The sequence below is a fragment of the Martinezella sp. CNPSo 3959 genome (assembly GCF_057784355.1).
Genome location: NZ_JBXSOV010000001.1, coordinates 62,507 through 80,676, shown reverse-complemented (window position 1 = coordinate 80,676; position 18,170 = coordinate 62,507). Strand labels below are relative to the sequence as shown.

Annotated in this window: 18 protein-coding genes and 2 tRNA genes; 11 read left to right on the top strand and 9 right to left on the bottom strand. The window is 58.3% G+C overall.

Going from position 1 to position 18,170, the window contains the following annotated elements:
- Positions 1-73: 73 nt before the first annotated feature.
- Both AC13RE_RS00475 and AC13RE_RS00470 read right to left on the bottom strand, forming a co-directional pair.
- Positions 74-946 carry a PopZ family protein gene (locus tag AC13RE_RS00475; protein WP_488561594.1) on the bottom strand — a complete coding sequence of 291 codons (873 nt, stop codon included), beginning with the start codon at positions 944-946 and terminating at the stop codon, positions 74-76.
- Between the two features lie 252 nt (positions 947-1,198).
- Positions 1,199-1,849 carry a protein-L-isoaspartate O-methyltransferase family protein gene (locus tag AC13RE_RS00470; RefSeq protein WP_132716461.1) on the bottom strand — a complete coding sequence of 217 codons (651 nt, stop codon included), beginning with the start codon at positions 1,847-1,849 and terminating at the stop codon, positions 1,199-1,201.
- A gap of 455 nt (positions 1,850-2,304) precedes the next feature.
- Between AC13RE_RS00470 and AC13RE_RS00465 the strand changes: the two genes are divergently transcribed.
- On the top strand, positions 2,305-2,745 hold the full coding sequence (locus tag AC13RE_RS00465; protein WP_112338269.1) for a Rap1a/Tai family immunity protein: 441 nt from the start codon (positions 2,305-2,307) through the stop codon (positions 2,743-2,745).
- Positions 2,746-3,347: 602 nt separating this feature from the next.
- Here AC13RE_RS00465 and AC13RE_RS00460 read toward each other — a convergent pair.
- Positions 3,348-3,421: transfer RNA gene (locus tag AC13RE_RS00460), tRNA-Cys, on the bottom strand.
- Positions 3,422-4,408: 987 nt separating this feature from the next.
- Here AC13RE_RS00460 and AC13RE_RS00455 point away from each other — a divergent pair.
- Positions 4,409-5,515, top strand: coding sequence for a porin (locus AC13RE_RS00455; RefSeq protein WP_132716460.1), 1,107 nt, complete (start codon positions 4,409-4,411; stop codon positions 5,513-5,515).
- A 372-nt stretch (positions 5,516-5,887) separates the two neighbouring features.
- A complete protein-coding gene (locus tag AC13RE_RS00450) occupies positions 5,888-6,046 on the top strand; it encodes a hypothetical protein (RefSeq protein ID WP_015339671.1) in 159 nt (52 codons plus the stop codon).
- A gap of 186 nt (positions 6,047-6,232) precedes the next feature.
- Here the strand turns inward: AC13RE_RS00450 and AC13RE_RS00445 are convergent, their stop codons facing one another.
- The 3 genes from AC13RE_RS00445 to AC13RE_RS00435 form a co-directional block, all read right to left on the bottom strand.
- Entirely contained in the window at positions 6,233-6,421 is a 189-nt protein-coding gene (locus AC13RE_RS00445; protein WP_488484870.1) for a hypothetical protein, read from the bottom strand.
- Between the two features lie 312 nt (positions 6,422-6,733).
- Positions 6,734-7,138 carry a DoxX family protein gene (locus AC13RE_RS00440; protein WP_488484869.1) on the bottom strand — a complete coding sequence of 135 codons (405 nt, stop codon included), beginning with the start codon at positions 7,136-7,138 and terminating at the stop codon, positions 6,734-6,736.
- Between the two features lie 296 nt (positions 7,139-7,434).
- A tRNA-Asn gene (locus AC13RE_RS00435) sits at positions 7,435-7,509 on the bottom strand.
- A gap of 116 nt (positions 7,510-7,625) precedes the next feature.
- Between AC13RE_RS00435 and AC13RE_RS00430 the strand changes: the two genes are divergently transcribed.
- A complete protein-coding gene (locus AC13RE_RS00430; protein ID WP_488485008.1) occupies positions 7,626-7,937 on the top strand; it encodes a hypothetical protein in 312 nt (103 codons plus the stop codon).
- A 10-nt stretch (positions 7,938-7,947) separates the two neighbouring features.
- Here AC13RE_RS00430 and AC13RE_RS00425 read toward each other — a convergent pair whose 3' ends face one another.
- Positions 7,948-8,505, bottom strand: a complete 558-nt coding sequence (locus tag AC13RE_RS00425; RefSeq protein ID WP_488561593.1) for a sugar O-acetyltransferase — start codon at positions 8,503-8,505, stop codon at positions 7,948-7,950.
- Between the two features lie 325 nt (positions 8,506-8,830).
- On the opposite strand from AC13RE_RS00425, the gene AC13RE_RS00420 reads away from it, so the two are divergent.
- The 3 genes from AC13RE_RS00420 to AC13RE_RS00410 all read left to right on the top strand — a co-directional run bounded on the left by AC13RE_RS00420 (position 8,831) and on the right by AC13RE_RS00410 (position 12,088).
- Positions 8,831-10,183 (top strand): extracellular solute-binding protein, encoded by a 1,353-nt coding sequence (locus AC13RE_RS00420; RefSeq protein ID WP_488561592.1) that lies wholly within the window; start codon positions 8,831-8,833, stop codon positions 10,181-10,183.
- A gap of 98 nt (positions 10,184-10,281) precedes the next feature.
- Positions 10,282-11,166, top strand: a complete 885-nt coding sequence (locus AC13RE_RS00415) for an ABC transporter permease subunit (protein WP_132716453.1) — start codon at positions 10,282-10,284, stop codon at positions 11,164-11,166.
- A gap of 7 nt (positions 11,167-11,173) precedes the next feature.
- The gene (locus AC13RE_RS00410) at positions 11,174-12,088 is read left to right on the top strand and encodes an ABC transporter permease subunit (protein WP_488484867.1); all 915 of its coding nucleotides are present in this window, start codon (positions 11,174-11,176) and stop codon (positions 12,086-12,088) included.
- Between the two features lie 188 nt (positions 12,089-12,276).
- Here the strand turns inward: AC13RE_RS00410 and AC13RE_RS00405 are convergent, their stop codons facing one another.
- Both AC13RE_RS00405 and AC13RE_RS00400 read right to left on the bottom strand, forming a co-directional pair.
- On the bottom strand, positions 12,277-13,389 hold the full coding sequence (locus AC13RE_RS00405; protein WP_488484866.1) for a sn-glycerol-3-phosphate import ATP-binding protein UgpC: 1,113 nt from the start codon (positions 13,387-13,389) through the stop codon (positions 12,277-12,279).
- A gap of 375 nt (positions 13,390-13,764) precedes the next feature.
- Positions 13,765-14,595: an SDR family NAD(P)-dependent oxidoreductase gene (locus tag AC13RE_RS00400; RefSeq protein WP_488561591.1), complete on the bottom strand. Its 831-nt coding sequence runs from the start codon at positions 14,593-14,595 to the stop codon at positions 13,765-13,767.
- A gap of 295 nt (positions 14,596-14,890) precedes the next feature.
- Here AC13RE_RS00400 and AC13RE_RS00395 point away from each other — a divergent pair, with 295 nt between their 5' ends.
- Genes AC13RE_RS00395 through AC13RE_RS00380 form a run of 4 tightly spaced genes read left to right on the top strand, consistent with a single transcriptional unit; the run spans position 14,891 to position 18,159 of the window.
- On the top strand, positions 14,891-15,931 hold the full coding sequence (locus AC13RE_RS00395; RefSeq protein ID WP_488561590.1) for a cysteine synthase A: 1,041 nt from the start codon (positions 14,891-14,893) through the stop codon (positions 15,929-15,931).
- Between the two features lie 4 nt (positions 15,932-15,935).
- Positions 15,936-16,673, top strand: coding sequence for an alanyl-tRNA editing protein (locus AC13RE_RS00390; RefSeq protein ID WP_488561589.1), 738 nt, complete (start codon positions 15,936-15,938; stop codon positions 16,671-16,673).
- 59 nt (positions 16,674-16,732) lie between these two features.
- Positions 16,733-17,590: a 3-mercaptopyruvate sulfurtransferase gene (gene sseA / locus AC13RE_RS00385; protein ID WP_488561588.1), complete on the top strand. Its 858-nt coding sequence runs from the start codon at positions 16,733-16,735 to the stop codon at positions 17,588-17,590.
- Positions 17,545-18,159 carry a GNAT family N-acetyltransferase gene (locus AC13RE_RS00380; RefSeq protein ID WP_488561587.1) on the top strand — a complete coding sequence of 205 codons (615 nt, stop codon included), beginning with the start codon at positions 17,545-17,547 and terminating at the stop codon, positions 18,157-18,159. The genes sseA and AC13RE_RS00380 overlap by 46 nt, the downstream gene beginning before the upstream one ends.
- Positions 18,160-18,170: the final 11 nt, after the last annotated feature.

Sequence of the window (18,170 nt, the reverse complement as noted above, 5' to 3'; positions counted from 1 at the left end):
GCTGTGGGCAAGTCAATAAAAAAGCCGCCCCGGAGCCCGGAGCGGCGGATCGGCTACCCGAAGCTCAGGCTTGTCAGCGGCGCGAACCGCGAGCCACCCTTTCAATTTCCTCACGCACGAGGCGCTCCACAAGGGTCGGCAAGTTATCGTCGAGCCATTCCTGCAGCATCGGGCGCAGCATCTCCTGGGCCAACTCGTCAAGGGAGCGGCGCGGACCGCCGTCGACGATGGCGGCCAACTCCTCGAAGGAGCGGGAAACCTGTGCGCCGGCGGCTTCCGACAGCAGTGGAGACACAGACACGGCCTGGGCCGATGGGGGGGGCGCTTCCACTTCCATGGCAACGGCTGGTTCCGGCGCCTCAAAAATAGGGGCCTCGACGGGTGCTGCGACCTGAGGCGCCGTAGAAGCAACCATTGGCCTCTGCGCTTCCATCTCAGGTTCACCCTCGGCCACCGCCCGCATAACAGGCTGAGCGACCGGTGCGGCGACATCTGCAATGGCCTGTCTCAGAGGGACATCGTCGATCGGCTCGACGTGTACCTCGGCGAGGCGTGCGGCTATGGCCGGCGGCAGCTCGCGCGGCTGCGGCTCCCGCCCGGCATTCAGCAAGGCGGCGGTATTGCGTTCGGACGCAGCGCGCACGCGCGCGGCAACATCGGCCAGCGACAGACCACGGCCTGCAGCTTCCGGCTCGACAGCGGGCACCTGCGAATTTGCCGCAACGAAACGCGGATCCTGCTCGGCAGCGCGTGCGCGATCGGCGGCGGCGAATTCTTCATCCACAGTCAAAGGAATGTCGTCGTCACGCACGCCGGAGCCGGCAAAATGCGTCACGGGGGTCGGCTTGGCACCTACGGGTTCGTTGCTTTCGATGATCCTGCGGATCGACGCCAGAATTTCTTCCATGGACGGTTCACGCACTACATTTGGCTGAGCCATATTCATCCCCGTTTTCCCATATTCGACGACCGGAAACTCGCACCATAAACTCGCCAGGCGGCACCCGAATCAGGGCCACCCTAGATGACTGTCTTCGGGAACAAAATCACCTGAAAAGCACTAAACCCGGTGATGCACAGTTTTGTTACGATCACGACGAATCGCTCTGCTAAGCGTGATTCTGCCACAGGGCGGGACAATAAAAAACAGGCACCCGAAGGCGCCTGTCGCAAGCTCAATCATCGGACCTTCACGAAATCAGAAGACGAATTCCTTGGCCTTGGCAAAGCCCGGCAGCGGCTTGATCGAGGCGTTGAAGAAGACATTTTCCGAAAACGCACCGCGTTCGCGCATGAAAACAGTGGCGCGGGCGGCATGGCCGTAGCCGATAACGGTGATAAGGCGGCCATCTTCGCCGAGCTGGTCCAGCAGGCCCTGCGGCAATTGTTCGATCGAACCGTTGAGGAAAATCACATCATAGGGTGCATCGGCGGCATGCCCCTTTTCAAGGTCACCGCCAACGACGGTCACATTGTCGTAGCCAAGCGCGGCAAGATTAGCCTTCGCCTGAGCCGCAAGCTCCTCGTTCGATTCAAGCGCGATAACCTTACCGGCGAGAAGCGACAAGACGGCGGACACGTAACCCGTACCGCAGCCGACATCGAGAACCTTGTCATTCTTAGTAATGGCGCCGAGCTGCAGCAGCTTTGCAAGTGGGGAGGCTTCCATCAGGAAACGGCCAGGAGCGACCTCGATATCGCAATCGACATAGGCCAGGAGCTTCGACTTCTCCGGTACGAAATTTTCGCGCGGCACGGCGAAAAATGCATTCAACACGGAATGGGAGGTGACATCCGTCGTCCGGATCTGGTTCTCGACCATCTTCACGCGCGCTGCTTCGAAATCCATCTTATCCTCTTGCGCCCTTGGTGCCAGAACGACCTGGCTCTGCTTTCTGTTACGCGTGTCTTAATCGCCTGACGCCGCGCTTTCAAGGCATTGCGGCAACAGCCGCAGAGATTCATGGCGAGGCGTCGCCGACGAACAACAATTGACATCCGCAAATACAAGTCAGCTGCAAGTCAGCGCCCCCACATCCGGGATATGCAACATCTTGCGGATCCGCCATGCTCCGGACCGAGACACCCGTTAGCAAAATGTTAACTTCGCGCGACCACGCTTCAATGCGTTGGACCCGTGTGGTGACCAATCGACCTTCCGGCCCGAAGCCATTCGGCCCAGATATGAAATTTGAATAGAAGGTGGCTGGGATGCCTGTTTCTCTCGTTCTTTTCGTCGTAACGTCGCTGCCGCTGGTGGTTTTTCTGGCCGCGAGTCTTTCCTCGATGATGTAGGTTTTCCGAATGAGGCTTTCGCTCTTCGCCGCAGCCCTTCTCCTTCTCCTGCCCCAAGTCGCGTTGAGCGAGGAAACATCAAGCGAGGATGAGGCGAAAGACACAGCCCCGATCATCGGACATGTCGTTACCGGAAAGCAGCTCGACGAATGGTGCGAAGAGGACCGAACGCTCGCTTCGGTCTATATTCAGGGCATTCTCGATGAGGCCCAGCGAACGAAGAACCTGACGATCCGGGCCACGAAGCAGACGCCTAAGAACTCGTCGCGCTACGAGCGCTACCTTCAACAGTTCGTGGGCGCTTTCTGTCTGCCGCCCGAGCTCAGCAATACAAAGGCAACGACGATAGCCTGCAAATGGATGGCGGAGCATTCCTGGCAACTGGAGCGGCCCGCCAGTTCTCTGATCGCGCGCGCCTATAAATTCGCCTTTCCATGCCTTGAGGAATAGGCCCGCCAGCAAGGCCCGATATTCCATGCGGCAACGCCGCTGCGGACATGTCCCAAATTTTCGAGCACCAATCCAGGTGACGGCCCTTTCCGCCAATATCGCGAACCGAATGCACAGCGGAGACGCTCTTGCGAAAGAGGATTGCCATCAAGGGAAGAACACCGTGCGCGATACACGAAGGCACAGCCTCGCATCTCCGTTGACAAATACTAAGTACAGCTTATAATTAGCATGCTGAATTTGATTGACCTCTAGTCCAGCAAAAGGCGGCCCAGTTTTTTCCCTAGACTGGACCGCTTTTGCTTTTAATGGATCGCGAATTCACTGGCACATATTCGCCAGGCTGGCGGCTCTTCATAAACCCGAAATCCAAGTTCATCCCACCGCAAGGAAACGCCGTGCCCAGCCGCTAGGGTGAATGCTCCGGCCGCCATCTCGCTTGATCACGGCGTAGCGATCCTTTGCTCGAGGCTTTGATTAGCTGGATGGAACCACCGAAATCATTATAGGCGGTGAATGCGAAGGAAAGCTCAGGGGCAACGATTGCCACAGCCGAAAACACAAAACGAAATCAGATATTTATAAATCAGTTTTGAAAGAGATGGAGGCCTCGCCCGGAATCGAACCGGGGTGCAAGGATTTGCAGTCCTCTGCGTAACCACTCCGCCACGAGGCCATCCGAAAGCAATTTGCGTTGTGGTGGCGCGGATTTAGAATGATCCAAAGAAAACCGCAAGAGGGTTCATTCCGAATCCTGTCCTTTTTTCATTCCGAAAAGATATTTGCTCATGCGGGCGAGCAAAATGCCGACCCCCTCGGCCTTAACGCGCGGCTCGGTTTCAGGCCGACGGGACACGCCCGATATAGACAATCAGAGGCGCCTACCCGACCCTTCATTTGCATCGGCAAAGACCGACCGCAACATGAGGCGCAGCTCCCGACAGCGGGCGAACCCGGATGCTCTGCCAATCGCCCCGAATTATCGCGAACCAACCGGATCTTAGGAGCAAAAGAACATTGCCGATTAGGGGGATCGTCACCCGTCCGAAGGTGCGGTCGATGCCAGCCCATTCAGGTAGGTTATAGGCACCTAAGGTAGATGCTAGAATTAGTACTACCGGTTTGTACGCCACCCACAGACCGGACAGTGCCGCGTCCGACGAGACTACGCCCCCAGTAATGTCGTCGGACGCACCACGGCCAGATAGCTGCAATCGCAACGAGGTGGAATGCCAGACGAGCTGCCATCTTCTCCGCTATAGGATGATGCTCAGTTTTTCCGCCCGACAATTATTTCAACACTCGTGGCTCGGTAAAATGTCTATGGGTCACCGCCCACATCAGGCCGCCGTCGCCTCTAACGCGCGGAGGTGTAGACGCTTTTCTTGTTCGTGGAATAAAGCCTATTCAAGTGCGATCCAACGGCGTTGTGGCCGGGAGGCTCGGCGAATTGCGTCATTTTTGCAACAACGTCGGATTTCAAGTAGTACACATATAGTTCCATACCCTTAGTATCTTGCCAAATCACCGAAGCAGGTTCAGGAAATAGTTCGCGAAGCTTATTACTTCGCACCTACTGATAGGGAACATGAACGGGATGGGGTTGGGCACGTCGTCTTTCGGCGCGATATCTCATGCCCAATCAAGAAAGATTGGAGTTATTATGAACATCAAGAGCCTTCTTCTCGGCTCCGCTGCTGCGCTTGCAGCAGTATCCGGTGCTCACGCGGCTGATGCGATCGTAGCAGCCGAGCCGGAGCCGCTGGAATACGTCCGCATCTGCGACGCATACGGTGCTGGCTACTTCTTCATCCCGGGCACGGAAACCTGCCTCAAGATCGGCGGCAAGGTACGTACCGAAGGTGAGTGGTACAACGCTTACAACCGTGACAGCCATCAGGGCACGCTGTGGCATACCCGCGCCGAACTGAACGTTGATACCGCAACCGACACCGAATACGGTCCGCTGAAGACCGAAACCATCGTTCGCTGGGACTGGAACGATGGCGGCTCCACCTCCACCAACCTGCTGTGGTCTTACATCAGCCTCGGCGGCTTTACGGTTGGTAAGAAGGACTCGCAGTACAACCTGTACATCGGCTACGCCGGCGACGTCATCAACGACGACGTGATCTATGACGGCCCGTACGAACTGAACCAGCTGACCTATGAATATGACGGTGGCAACGGCTTCTCGGCTGTGATCTCGCTTGAAGATTCCAATTCTGCTACGACCGGTTCGGCATCTTATGGTGCAAGCTGGTGGACGGACGACAGGACGAACCACTACGCTCCGGACGTCGTTGCCGGTGCTGGCTTCAAGTCCGGCGCATGGGGCTTCAAGGTTGTCGGCGGTTATGACTCGATCGTCGAAGAAGGCGCTGTCAAGGCTCGTATCGATGCTGACTTCGGCGCATTCACGGCCTTCTTGATGGGCGGCTGGAACACCGACGGCGACAAGCTCAACAAGTATGCCGGCACCAACCAGGACGTCTCCGCCTGCACGGCGCCGAACGGCACCGTCAACGCATCGAAGTGCGGCTGGGGTGACTGGGCTGTCTGGGGCGGCGTCGGCGTTCCGGTCAACGATAAGCTGAAGTGGAACCTGCAGCTTGCTTACAGCGACTCGAAGATCTTCGAAGCAACCACGAACCTGAAGTTCAACCCGGTCAAGAACCTCCTGGTCGAGCCGGAACTGACTTACGTTCACTATGACTATGCCCACGACGACACTGTTTCGGGCATCCTGCGCTTCGAACGCAACTTCTAACCTGATCAGACTTGACCTCCGATCAGAGAAGGAAGGGGGCCGGCTTTCCCTGCCTGCCCCCTTTTTTATTGTAGCACCCGCAATCAGCGGCTCCTCCTGCGATCAATACGCGTGTCACAAGGATCTCCAGTCAACGAAAAGGGGAACCTAGTCGCTGCCCTGACGTTTAGCGATGAAAAGGGACATGGCTGAATACAGGAGTTGGAAACTTGAAACACCACCTTGCTTCACTCGCCTTGAGCGTGACGCTGGCTATAGGCTTCGCGCTACCCGCCGCCCTGCCCGCGATGGCCGCGCCGCCGAGCAATCCATCTATATCGCGAGCGTCGGATCTTATTTTTGTGCAAGAGCAAGGATCGCGCCGATGGGGCGATGACGACCGTCCCCGCTGGCGTGATCGCGACCGTCCCCACTGGCGTGATCGCGATCGCCGTCACTGGCATGGTGACCGCGGCTGGGATCGCCGCCGCCATTGGGATGACGGATGGCGGGACGACCGTCGCTATCATCATCGCCGCCATGGCGGCGTGATATTCGAGATTCGGCCTTAGTGCGGCCGGTTGCCTTATCGGAATGATACCTGCCGAGCTCACGCCGGACACAAGGTAGGCGGCGGGTCACTGCGAGGAATAACACAAACAATAAGGCCGCCACCGGAACTCCGGCGGCGGCCTTATTGTTTTAAGAGGAATCCGCGCCGCTTCCTAGCGCTTCCGATCAGCGGCAGACGCGCACATGGCGGATAACCCAGCGTCCATGAACCTTGCGCTTTACCTTCTTTACATGACAGCGATGATGATGGTGCTGATGATAATGACGATGATGCATCGGAGCGGCCTCGGACGGCACGCTGAAGGCAAAGACCGACGCCACAGCTACTGCAGAAGCAAGAATCAGATTTTTCATGTCGAACCTCTAAAGCATTGGGGGACTATGCTGCGCGGATCGCGCATCACGTTCATGTGCCGCATCGCATTAACGGCACATGAACATGCCCTCACATTCGCGAGAGCAACCATACCTTGAACTAATTTTTTCAGAAATACCACATATACCAGCCCGGAAGTCGGCTCCCCAAGCTCTTGCAGGTCGTTGATATCTCATGTTGGAACAATCCCTTTAGCCCGCTATCATTCGCGGTTGCCGCCGAGATAAGGTGCGACGCAAGATACTGTTATTGCACCGCAAAAAACTGCAAGTGAGGCGCGGGCCCGACTTTCAGCCACTCACCGAACGCAGGGGCAGCAAGCACCGAATACGTTCATCCCGAAGATAGAGGCCACCCCACGCCATGATGCCGAGCAATAAACTGATAAGTTGTGGTGGAGAACCGATTTCTCCGAGACGCAAATGGGTGCAAATGGCACCGCCGAAGAACCCGGTCGCAAGGATCGCTCCAAGAACCGCGGTGCGCGGAATTGCGTAAAGAGCAACGCTGACGAGGATGATCAAACCCACCACCGTAGCCAGATTGGCGGGAAAGCCCGTCTCCGCCATCTGCGGGCCAATCAATGACGGCACCAAGAGATCGACAGCCGCATCGGCCGCCAATGCAAGAATAACGATCGCGCTCAGAATCCAGCCCAGCGCCACCCCACCACGAAAGCTCGTATTCTCAGCCATTTTATCCCCAATCCGCCGAATTTGGCCGATATCCCCGAATTGCCCGCCGGCATTGGTGCCTGGCTGACAAGCGGCGGCAATCTGGCATGAATGGGAAAGACAGGTCAACGAAGATGCGGTGATCGAACCGAACGAGCCTCCGCGGAAATCACTACCGCGAGGCAGGTGCAATAAAACTGCAAAAATGCGCTGCTATAAGCGCGGCCGCATTGATCAGCCTTTAGAACCGCAGAAGCGGAACTAGATCCAACCGAGCGCTCTAGCGCCGTTATCTACTTCAGTTCTGTGGAAAAAAGTGGCTCCCCGGGCCGGATTCGAACCGGCGACCTGTCGATTAACAGTCGAATGCTCTACCGCTGAGCTACCAGGGAATGCGCTTGGCGCGGTGTGAGCGGGGTAATACAAATGCTTTCCCGATTTGCCAAGCGGTTTTTTCAAAAAAAATGAATTCTCTTGCATTATTTCCTCCCGCCACCATTTCCTGTGGATGACCGATCAAAGCAAAACGACAGCAAATGCCGATCGGAATGGCCGGAAAACCCGCCGTTTTGGCATTGATCCCGCGACCCGCGAGCTGGTTTTCGGCTCGGTGAGAATCCCCCTGCCCCGATCGCGCCTTGCCCGCGTCGGCGTAGGGATAGCGCTGATTTTCGGCGGACTGCTCGGCTTCTTGCCGGTGCTCGGCTTCTGGATGCTGCCATTGGGCTTTATCGTGCTCTCGCACGATATGCCCATGGTGCGCCGCTGGCGCCGCCGCTTCGCCGTATGGTGGACGCGAAAACGCCGCCCGGCAAACTAACTCTTTTATCCTATCCCGCGCGAACAGGCCGAGCCGGATTGCCGACAACAGTGGCACCGGCGGCAACATCCCTGGTGACCACCGCGCCGGCGCCGATGATCGCGCCATCGCCTACCATAATGCCGCCGACGAGGATCGCTCCACCGCCGATCCAGACGCTTCTGCCTATCGTTACCGGCCGTGCGATCTCCATGCCCGCTCCGCGCAATTCAGCGTCCTTATGATGTTCGGCACAATAGATATGGACGCCCGGCCCCAGCATGCTGCCGTCGCCGATGCGGACGCTGGCGCTGTCGAGGATGGTGCAGCCGGCATTCATGTAGACTCGGCGGCCGAGCGAGATATTGATTCCATAGGAGCAATGAAACGGCGCCTCGATGAAGACGCTCTCGCCGATCTCGGCAAAGAGCGCAGACAAAGCCGGCGCAAGATTGCCGCGCTGGGCGGGCAGCATTGTATTATGTGCATGCACAGCCTCGCGTGCCTGCCAGCGCAAGGCATCGAGTTCCGGATCGAAACAACAGTACCACTCCCCCGCCGCCATTTTCTGCCGCTCGCCGAGACCCATATTCTCATTCCTCTAATGCCTTCCAAACGTCCCGGCGGCGATCTTGCAACACCGCCCGAGGCAGAGGCAAGGAAGACCATCGCGCCTTCTTGATCGCACTGCAATCTATGGGTGAACGTGCGCAGCCCACACCCATTGATTAGCAAAACCTCAAATGCACGATCCTGCAATGAACGCTGCTCCATTGAGCCGCTGCCCTTGTGAAAAAGCCCGTCAATGCGGGATTCTTGCCCACAACAAACTGTCACACAGCTTGTCTATAACCCGCGCTACCGCGGACTTGCGCAAGACCACCGGTTCCGAGCTTTCAAAAGGAAATAGGGATATGTCGAAACTTAAAAATTACATTTCTGCCGCCGCCGCTGGCGTCATGAGCGTCGCTCTGGCGATGCCGGCTGCAGCAGCTCCGGTCAAGTTCGATTTCTGGTTCGGTCTGTCGGGCGACCTTGAGCGCGTCGTTCAGACGCTCTGCAAGAACTTCAACGATTCCCAAAAGGATTATGAAGTCTCCTGCGTCAGCCAGGGTAACTATGACGCCGCCCTGCAGAACACCATCGCCGCCTTCCGCGCCGGCAAGCAGCCCGCAATCGTTCAGGTCTACGATGCCGGCACCGCGACCATGATGCTCTCCGGTGCCTATTATCCGGCCGGCAAGCTGATGTCCGAAAACGGTTACAAGATCGACTGGAACGACTATTTCCCCGGCATTGCACGCTACTATGCAACGTCGAAGGGCGAGCTGCTCTCCTTCCCGTTCAACTCCTCGACCGCCCTGCTTTACTGGAACAAGGAATCCTTCGCGAAGATCGGCAAGACTGCCGCTCCGAAGACCTGGGAAGAAGCCGCCGAAGACATGAAGGCGCTTAAGGGTGCCGGCTATGATTGCCCGATGGCCATCAACATCTCCGGCAACGAAAGCTGGCAGCTGATGGAACAGTTCTCTGCCATCCACAATCAGCCGATCGCCACAAAGAATAACGGCTATGATGGCCTCGACGCCCGCCTTGAGGTCAACAAGACCAAGTTCGTCAAATATGTGACCGACCTCAAAAGCTGGTACGATCAGGGCCTCATCAAGATCAAGTCCAAGGACCTCGGCCAGGACATGGTTCAGGCCTTTGCAGCGGGCGATTGCCAGATGATCATGACCTCGGTCGGCGACCACGGCACGGTTGGCAAGACGCAGAAAGCCGGCATGAACTGGGATGTTGCCGAGCTTCCGGTCTATGCCGGCACCGAGCGCAAGAATTCGCTGGTCGGCGGCGCTTCGCTTTGGGTTCTCTCCGGCAAGTCGGCTGACGAATACAAGGGCGCCGCTGCGTTCCTGAACTTCATCCACGACCCCAAGACCGCTCTCTTCTGGTCGACCAATACCGGCTACATCCCGGTTACGAATTCCGGTTTTGAATTCATGAAGTCCTCCGGCTTCTACGACAAGGCTCCCTATAAGGGCCGCGAAGTCGCCATCGCCAGCTTGACCGCTTCCGAGCCGACCCCGATTACCCGCGGTATCCGTCTCGGCAACTTCACGCAGATCCGCGCTGAATTCGGCAACCAGATGCAGGCCATCTTTGCCAACAAGGTCAGCGTCCAGGAAGGCATCGACAATCTCGCCAAGAATGGCAATGCCGTGCTCGAGCGCTTCGAAGCCACCTACAAGGGCAAGCAGCTGCCGTAAGCAGCAGAACTCGTGCCACGCAGCGTCCGTCGGGGTTTCCCGGCGGACGTTCGTTATGAGGGCAAGAGTGCCATCGGAATTCCAAGCCGGAAGAGACAATGGAAAAGCGAGTAACTTTCAACAAGTGGAGCGTCGGCATCCTGTTCGCAGTGCCGCAGCTGCTCCTAATCTTCACCTTTTTCTATTGGCCGGCCGGTCAGGCGATCTTCTGGTCCCTAACGCTGCAGCAGCCCTGGGGCGGCGGCAATATCTGGGTGGGGCTCGATAATTTCAGATCCATCCTTGCCAATTCCGACTACTGGAACTCGGTCACGATCAGCATCGCCTTCGCAGCCATCAGCACCGCGATTTCCATGGTGGTCGCGCTGATCCTCGCTGCACTGACCGACCGGCAGCTGCGGGGCTCGAAAATCTACCGTGTCGTGCTCATCTGGCCTTACGGCATCGCTGCTCCCGCATCGGCCATGGCCTTCCGCTTCATCCTGGCGCCTGAAGCCGGCTTCATGTCCATCGTCAATCACTATTGGCCGGGATTTTGGGATCCGGGTCTCGATGGCAACGCCGCCATGGCCTCGGTCATCGCCGCCTTCTCCTGGAAATATATCGGCTACAGCTTCATCTTCTTTCTCGCCGCCTTCCAGGCCATTCCACGCTCGCTGATCGAAGCGGCCGCCATGGACGGCTCCGGCGTGCTCCGCCGCTTCTGGGATATCCAGTTCCCGTTGATCACGCCGACGATCTTCTTCCTGCTCGTCATCAACATCACCGAAAGCTTCCAGGATTCATTCGGCATCGTCGACATCATGACATCGGGCGGCCCGCACAACTCGACCAACCTCATGGTCTACAAGATCTATTCAGACGGCTTCAAAGGTCTCGATTTTTCCGGGGCGGCGGCGCAAAGCATCATTCTCATGCTGCTGATCGTCTTGCTGACCATCTTCCAGTTCCGCTTCATCGAGAAGCGCGTGCATTACCGTTGAGGCTGACATGATCGAGCGCACCCCCATCCTTAATTTCTTCACTCATCTGATCCTGTTCATCGGCTTCATCATCGCCGTAGGCCCGCTGGCTATCGTCGCCATTGCGGCATCGCATAACATCGCCGACGTCAACAAAGTGCCGATGTCGCTGATCCCCGGCTCGGATTTCTGGGCCAACATGAAGACGGCCTGGACGACCGCCAATCTTGGCCCCAAGCTGCTGAACAGCCTGATCTTCGCCACCGGCGTTGCGGTGGGCAAGGTGCTCATTTCGGCGATAACGGCCTTCTCCCTGGTCTATTTCCGCTATCCTGGGCGCCATTTTATTTTTTGGCTGATCTTCATAACGCTCATGCTCCCGCTCGAAGTGCGTATCGTGCCGACCTATGCCGTTGCCGCCAACGTCCTGTCACCCTACCAGGGGCTGCTCGACCTCACCGGCATCACATGGCTCATCGCAAAGCTTACGGGCATCGAAGTCTCGCTGAACCTCGGGCTGCTCAATTCCTATCCCGGCCTGATCCTACCGTTGATCGCCACGGCGACCGGTACGTTCCTCTATCGCCAGTTCTTTCTGACGATACCGGATGAGCTGACGGAAGCCGCTCGCATGGACGGCGCCGGTGCGCTGCGCTTCTTCATCGATATCCTGATGCCGCTGTCGCGCACCAATATGGCTGCCCTCGGCACCATCATGTTCCTCTGGGCCTGGAATCAGTATCTCTGGCCGTTGCTCGTCACCACCGATCCGGCGCATGCAACCGCCGTGACCGAACTCAAGCAGCTCATCCCGAACATCGGCGGCCTTCCGGAATGGCACATCGCTATGGCCGGCACGCTGATCGTCATGCTGCCACCGCTGGCCGTCGTCGTGCTGATGCAGCGCTGGTTCGTTCGTGGGCTGATCGCAACCGAGAAGTAATCTCGTTTCTTGCCGCGCCGCATTTGCGGGCGCGGCAGTCCCCTGCGATCGAGTATTCATCTGTATCGTGCCGGAATATCCCCACGCAAACCCAACTTGCACTTAAACTCAGTCGACCTCAGACACATAAAAAGCCCGGAAGTCGGGAAAACTTCCGGGCTATATCTATTGAAAAGGTATGTTTGAAATCAGCTCGCCAGCACCTTCAGCGGCGTGACCGAAGCAACGGCGTCGAGCCGCAGTCCGGTATCCTGGGCGAAGAGGTGCGTGTGCTGCTGCGGCAGTTCCAGCGCTACGGACTGACCGGTCTGGCCTGTCGTATGATCGGCAACGGCGACGGCGAAGCTCGAGCCGTTGATATCGCAATGGATGACGCGGCCGGCGCCGAGTTCTTCGACGAAATCGACCGTTGCCGGGATAGCACCGGGCGTGCCGGCAGGAACGAGGCGTGCATGTTCCGGCCGGAGGCCGAGGGCGACCGGCTGGCCGGCATGGCGCTTGCCGATGTTGGCGTCGATGGCGATCGGAATGCCGTCGAAGATGAATTGCTCGCCATTGGCCGCGAAAGTGCCTTCCAGGAAATTCATGGCCGGGGAGCCGATGAAGGAGCCGACGAAACGGGTGCGCGGCGTGTTGTAGACCTCGAGCGGCGTGCCGACCTGCTCGACATTGCCCTTGTACATGACGACGAGTTTGTCGGCGAGCGTCATGGCCTCGACCTGATCATGCGTCACGAAGACCGATGTCGCCGACAGGCGCTTGTGCAGGCGGCGAATTTCAACGCGCATCTGCACGCGCAGCTTGGCATCGAGATTGGAGAGCGGCTCGTCGAAGAGAAATACCTTCGGCTCGCGGATGATGGCGCGACCCATGGCGACGCGCTGGCGCTGACCGCCGGAAAGCTCGGCCGGCTTGCGCGCCAGGAAATCCTCGAGGCCGACGATCTTGGCGGTTTCCCTGATGCGGCGGTCGCGCTCGGCGCGCGGCACGCCGGCGACCTTGAGCGCATAGCCCATGTTGGCTGCGACATCCATGTGAGGATAGAGCGCATAGTTCTGGAAAACCATGGCGCAGCCGCGCTCGCGCGGCTCGAGCTGATTGACCACCTTGCCATCGATGATGATCTCGCCCGAAGTGATATCTTCGAGACCGGCGATCATGCGCAGCAGCGTGGACTTGCCACAGCCGGAAGGTCCGAGGATGACGACAAATTCGCCCGATCGGAAATTCAGGTCGACGCCATGAACGACCGGATTGCGGCCATAGGCCTTGCGAACTTGTTCGATGCGGATTTCCGCCATTTTAATCTTCCCCGCCTGTCCATTCTCGGCACGTCAATCGGGTGGACTGCTAGCGAATTTGCATTACAGAACAGTGACAAGCCTTCCTTATACCACAGAGGAGATCGAGTTTTCCCTACGAGAGTTGCGTGTGGCATTCGCTTATGTAACGCGCGGTAGTGAAACCATTCGACGGTCTGCGTCGCTTAAAGGTTTCCGCCGCCACAAGGCATGCGAGAAGCGACGGAAGATAGGCGGTCGGCCGGGACCACGACGACGTCGACAAAAGGACCAAACCTCTGCGCCCACGGCAAACACTGTGCCGGCGCTATCGTCGACCATGGCGCGGCTGCGTGCACTCACCACTCACGCAGCGCGGAAGAATGCCGGATGGCGCTATTCGGCTGGATGCGCGGTTATATGCGGTCCAACTGGCCGGCGCTTGCTGCCGCTCCCGAGAAAATATCTGAGCACCCTGAAATAGAGGCCGTAGGGCAGAAACTTCAGCAGCTTTGCCCGATAGACCATACTCTTCGGGAAACTGATGTCGAAGGATGGTGATTTCAACCCGGCGGCGATCACGTCAGCCGCCTGCTGTGCCGACACGATCTCAGGCATGTCAAACTTATTTTGAGCCGTCAACGGCGTGTCGACATAGCCCGGGGTGATGAGCTGGATGCGGATGCCCATGCGATCGAGCTCGAAGTTCAGGCTTTCCGCCATGTTGATCAGCGCGGCCTTGCTGGCTCCGTAAGCCGCACCGCCGGGTAGACCGCCATAACCAGCGACGGATGAGACAAGGGCAACCTGGCCGTATCCCCGCGCCCGCATATGCCGCACCGCCGGAACGAGGCAGTTGACGACACCGTGAAGATTGACGGCAAAACTGCGTTCGAACACTTCGTGATTGAGATCTTCGCCCCGCGCCGGCAAATAGACGCCAGCGTTCAGAACCGCCAGGGCAATGGGGCCGTGCTGATATTCAATTGCCGCAACTGTGTGCTCCATGTCCTCCGTATCGGTCACATCGCCGTCGAGCACGACAATGCTGCCTGCAAGCGCGCTTGCCTCGGCCTGCAGAGCCAGAAGCTTGTCGTGGCTGCGCGCCGTAACGGCGACCTTGTAGCCTTCCTCTGCCAGCTTCAGCGCGAGCGCGCGGCCGATACCGGAACTGGCGCCGGTAATCCAGACGACTCCGTGTTCAGGACGTGCGATGAACGGGCTCATGGCTCTTCTCCTTGGCTGGCGGCCGCCTACATCAAACGCTTAAACTGCGGCCGTCCGTGGCATTTTAGAAATAGCGCATCATTGTGGCCGCTTTCGGCCAGACTGACGGCTTCATCGGGAAAACAATGTCACCAATTGGAGACCGATGACTTGAATGAAAGAGGGAGGTCGAGACGCCCGCCAAGTCGAATTTTGCGAGGCGAATAGATAGCAAGGAACAGAATTTCTTGCCTATCCCGCCTTGTGAAGGGAAAAGACCGTTCTTACAGTAGTTGCGAACAGAAGGCAGATTCCAATGACCGTCCATCCGTCCGTCCTCGAAGCAATTGGCAATACGCCGTTGATCAAGCTCAAGGGCGCCTCCGAGGCGACGGGCTCGACCATTCTCGGCAAGGCCGAATTTCTCAATCCCGGTCAATCGGTGAAGGATCGCGCCGCGCTCTACATCATCCGCGACGCCGAGAAGAAGGGGCTGCTGAGGCCGGGCGGCGTCATCGTTGAGGGCACGGCCGGTAATACCGGCATCGGCCTGACGCTGGTTGCCAAGGCACTCGGCTACCGCACCGTCATCGTCATTCCTGAGACACAGAGCCAGGAAAAGAAGGATGCATTGAAACTGCTTGGGGCCGAACTGGTGGAAGTTCCCGCTGTCCCCTACAAGAACCCGAACAACTACGTGAAGGTCTCGGGCCGGCTGGCCGAGCAGCTCGCAAAGACCGAGCCTAACGGCGCGATTTGGGCCAACCAGTTCGACAATGTCGCCAACCGTCAGGCCCATATCGAGACGACCGCCAAGGAAATCTGGTACGATACCGATGGCAAGATCGACGGCTTCATCTGCTCGGTCGGTTCCGGCGGCACGCTCGCCGGCGTCGCCATGGGGCTGCATGCCTTTAACAAGGACATCAAGATCGGTATTGCCGACCCCGAAGGCGCCGCCCTTTATGAGTTTTACAAGAACGGCGAGCTGAAATCCTCCGGCTCTTCGATCACCGAGGGCATCGGCCAGGGCCGCATCACGGCGAACCTGGAAGGTTTCACGCCCAATTTCGCCTATCAGGTCACCGATGCCGAAGCGCTTCCCTACGTCTTCGACCTGGTCGAATACGAGGGCCTGTGCCTGGGCGGCTCGACTGCCATCAATATTGCCGGCGCGGTTCGTCTCGCCAGGGATCTCGGTCCCGGACATACGATCGTGACCATCCTGTGCGATTACGGCAATCGCTATCAGTCCAAGCTCTTCAATCCGGACTTCCTGAAGTCGAAGGGCCTGCCGCTGCCGGGCTATTTGGAAAAGCGGACTGAAATTGCCGTCCCCTACGAAACAACAGCGTGATCTTATGACCGTCAATGCCCTCTATCGTGACGATTTCTATCTATCGACGGCCGAAGCAGTCGTTACCGCGATCCACGAAGACGGGGGTATCGAGCTCGATCAGACTTGCTTTTATGCGGCTTCGGGCGGACAGCCTGGCGATACCGGTTTCCTCGAGCGCGGCGACGGCTCGAGGATCATGCTCGGTCAAACGAAGCATGGGCCGATCAAGGATATCATCATTCATGTCCCGCTCGAAAATCAGCCCTTGCCCATCGTCGGCGAGAAGCTGGTGCTGCATATTGATTGGGCACGGCGCTACAAGCTGATGCGCATGCATACGGCCTGCCATCTGCTTTCGGTGGTCTGCCCCTATCCGATCACGGGCGCGGCGGTCGGCGAGGATGAGAGCCGGGTCGATTTCGACATGAGCGAGACGATCGACAAGGACGAAGTAACGGCGAAAATGATGGCGCTCGTCAACGAGAACCATCCCGTCTTCGTCCGCTGGATTACCGACGAGGAGCTGATCGCCAATCCCGGCATCGTCAAATCGAAGAATGTGCGCCCGCCGATGGGCCTAGGCCGCGTCAGTCTCGTCTGCATCGGCGAGGATTCGGCCATCGACAGCCAGCCTTGCGGCGGCACGCATGTATCGGAAACGCAGGAGGTCGGCGCGATCCACATCGCCAAGATCGAGAAGAAGGGCAAGGAAAACCGCCGCTTCCGCATTCGTTTCGGCGTACCGACCAACGAGAATTGACCGGCAAGCGCCTATATCTCGATGTCAAGACCAATAAACCAAAGCAGGGAGTGATCATCATGGCAGCGGACAAGAGCCGTTTCGTCGTATCCGCCGACTGGCTGCAGGGCGAGCTGGGCGCCAAGAACCTGCGCATCCTCGATGCATCCTTTTATCTGCCGGCACAGAAGCGCGATGCCGATGCCGAATATGCCAGCGGCCATATTCCCGGCGCGATCCGCTTCGATCAGGACAAGATTGCGGATCATTCGACCGGCCTGCCGCACATGGTCCCATCGCCCGAATTCTTCGCGGCAGAGGTCGGCAAGCTCGGCATCAGCGAGACCGATCGCATCGTCATTTATGACGGTCCCGGCCTGTTTGCCTCGCCGCGCGTCTGGTGGCTGTTCCATATCGTCATGGGTGCGCCGAACGTCTTCGTGCTCGACAGGGGCCTGGATGGCTGGAAGGCCGAGGGTCGGCCACTGGAGACGGCGACGCCTAGCTTCGCGCCCGCGACATTCAAGCCGAAGTTCAATGCCGACCGTGTCGTTTCGCTCGACGAGATGCGAGAAATCGTTGACAGCCGTTCCCTGCAGATCGCCGATGCCCGCAGTGGCGGCCGCTTTGCGGCAACCGAACCGGAGCCGCGCGAAGGCATGCGCTCGGGTCATATGCCGGGCGCAAAAAGTCTGCCATCCGGCGTCTTCGCCACGAACGGCAAGTTCAAGTCGTTGCCAGAATTGAGGGAAACCATCGAGAAGGCCGGCATAGATCTCGAAAAGCCCGTGGTGACGACCTGCGGCTCCGGCATTACCGCTGCGATCATCACGCTGGCGCTCGAATCCCTCGGCCATGGCAACAACAAGCTCTATGACGGCTCCTGGTCGGAATGGGGCAGCCGGGCAGATACGCCTATCGTCACCGGTCAAGATTGAGCATCATAGCCGTGAAGACGCCCTCGTCGATCAAAGTCCACATCACCCGCCTGGAAATGACCGCGCCGCCCAAGGCCAGCCTGCCGGTGCCGGTCAATATCCAGACCGCGATCATGCGCGCGCCCGGTATTCCGTTGCCCTTCTACCGCTATCTCTATCGTCAGGTCGGTGCCCGCTGGCATTGGGTGGAGCGTCTGCGCCTCTCCGACGAGCAACTGACCGCTGTCCTTCACGACCGGCGCAACGATATTAGCGTGCTTTACGTCAACGGCGCGCCGGGCGGATTCTTCGAATATTTCCGCCAGGACGACGAGACGATCGAGCTCAGCCATTTCGGCCTCATCGAAAACGCGCTCGGCCTCGGAATCGGCAAATGGTTCCTGCTGCAGTCGCTCTATGCCATCTGGACGCTGAACCCGCAGCGGATCGTGACGACGACGAACAATCTCGATCATCCAAGGGCATTGCAGCTCTATCAGATGTTCGGATTTTCGCCGATTTCGACCGGAGAAGGCATCGTCAGGCCGCTGAGCGACAAGGAACTGCTCGAGCTCGCCAAGAAGGGCTAGGGGCGCTGTAG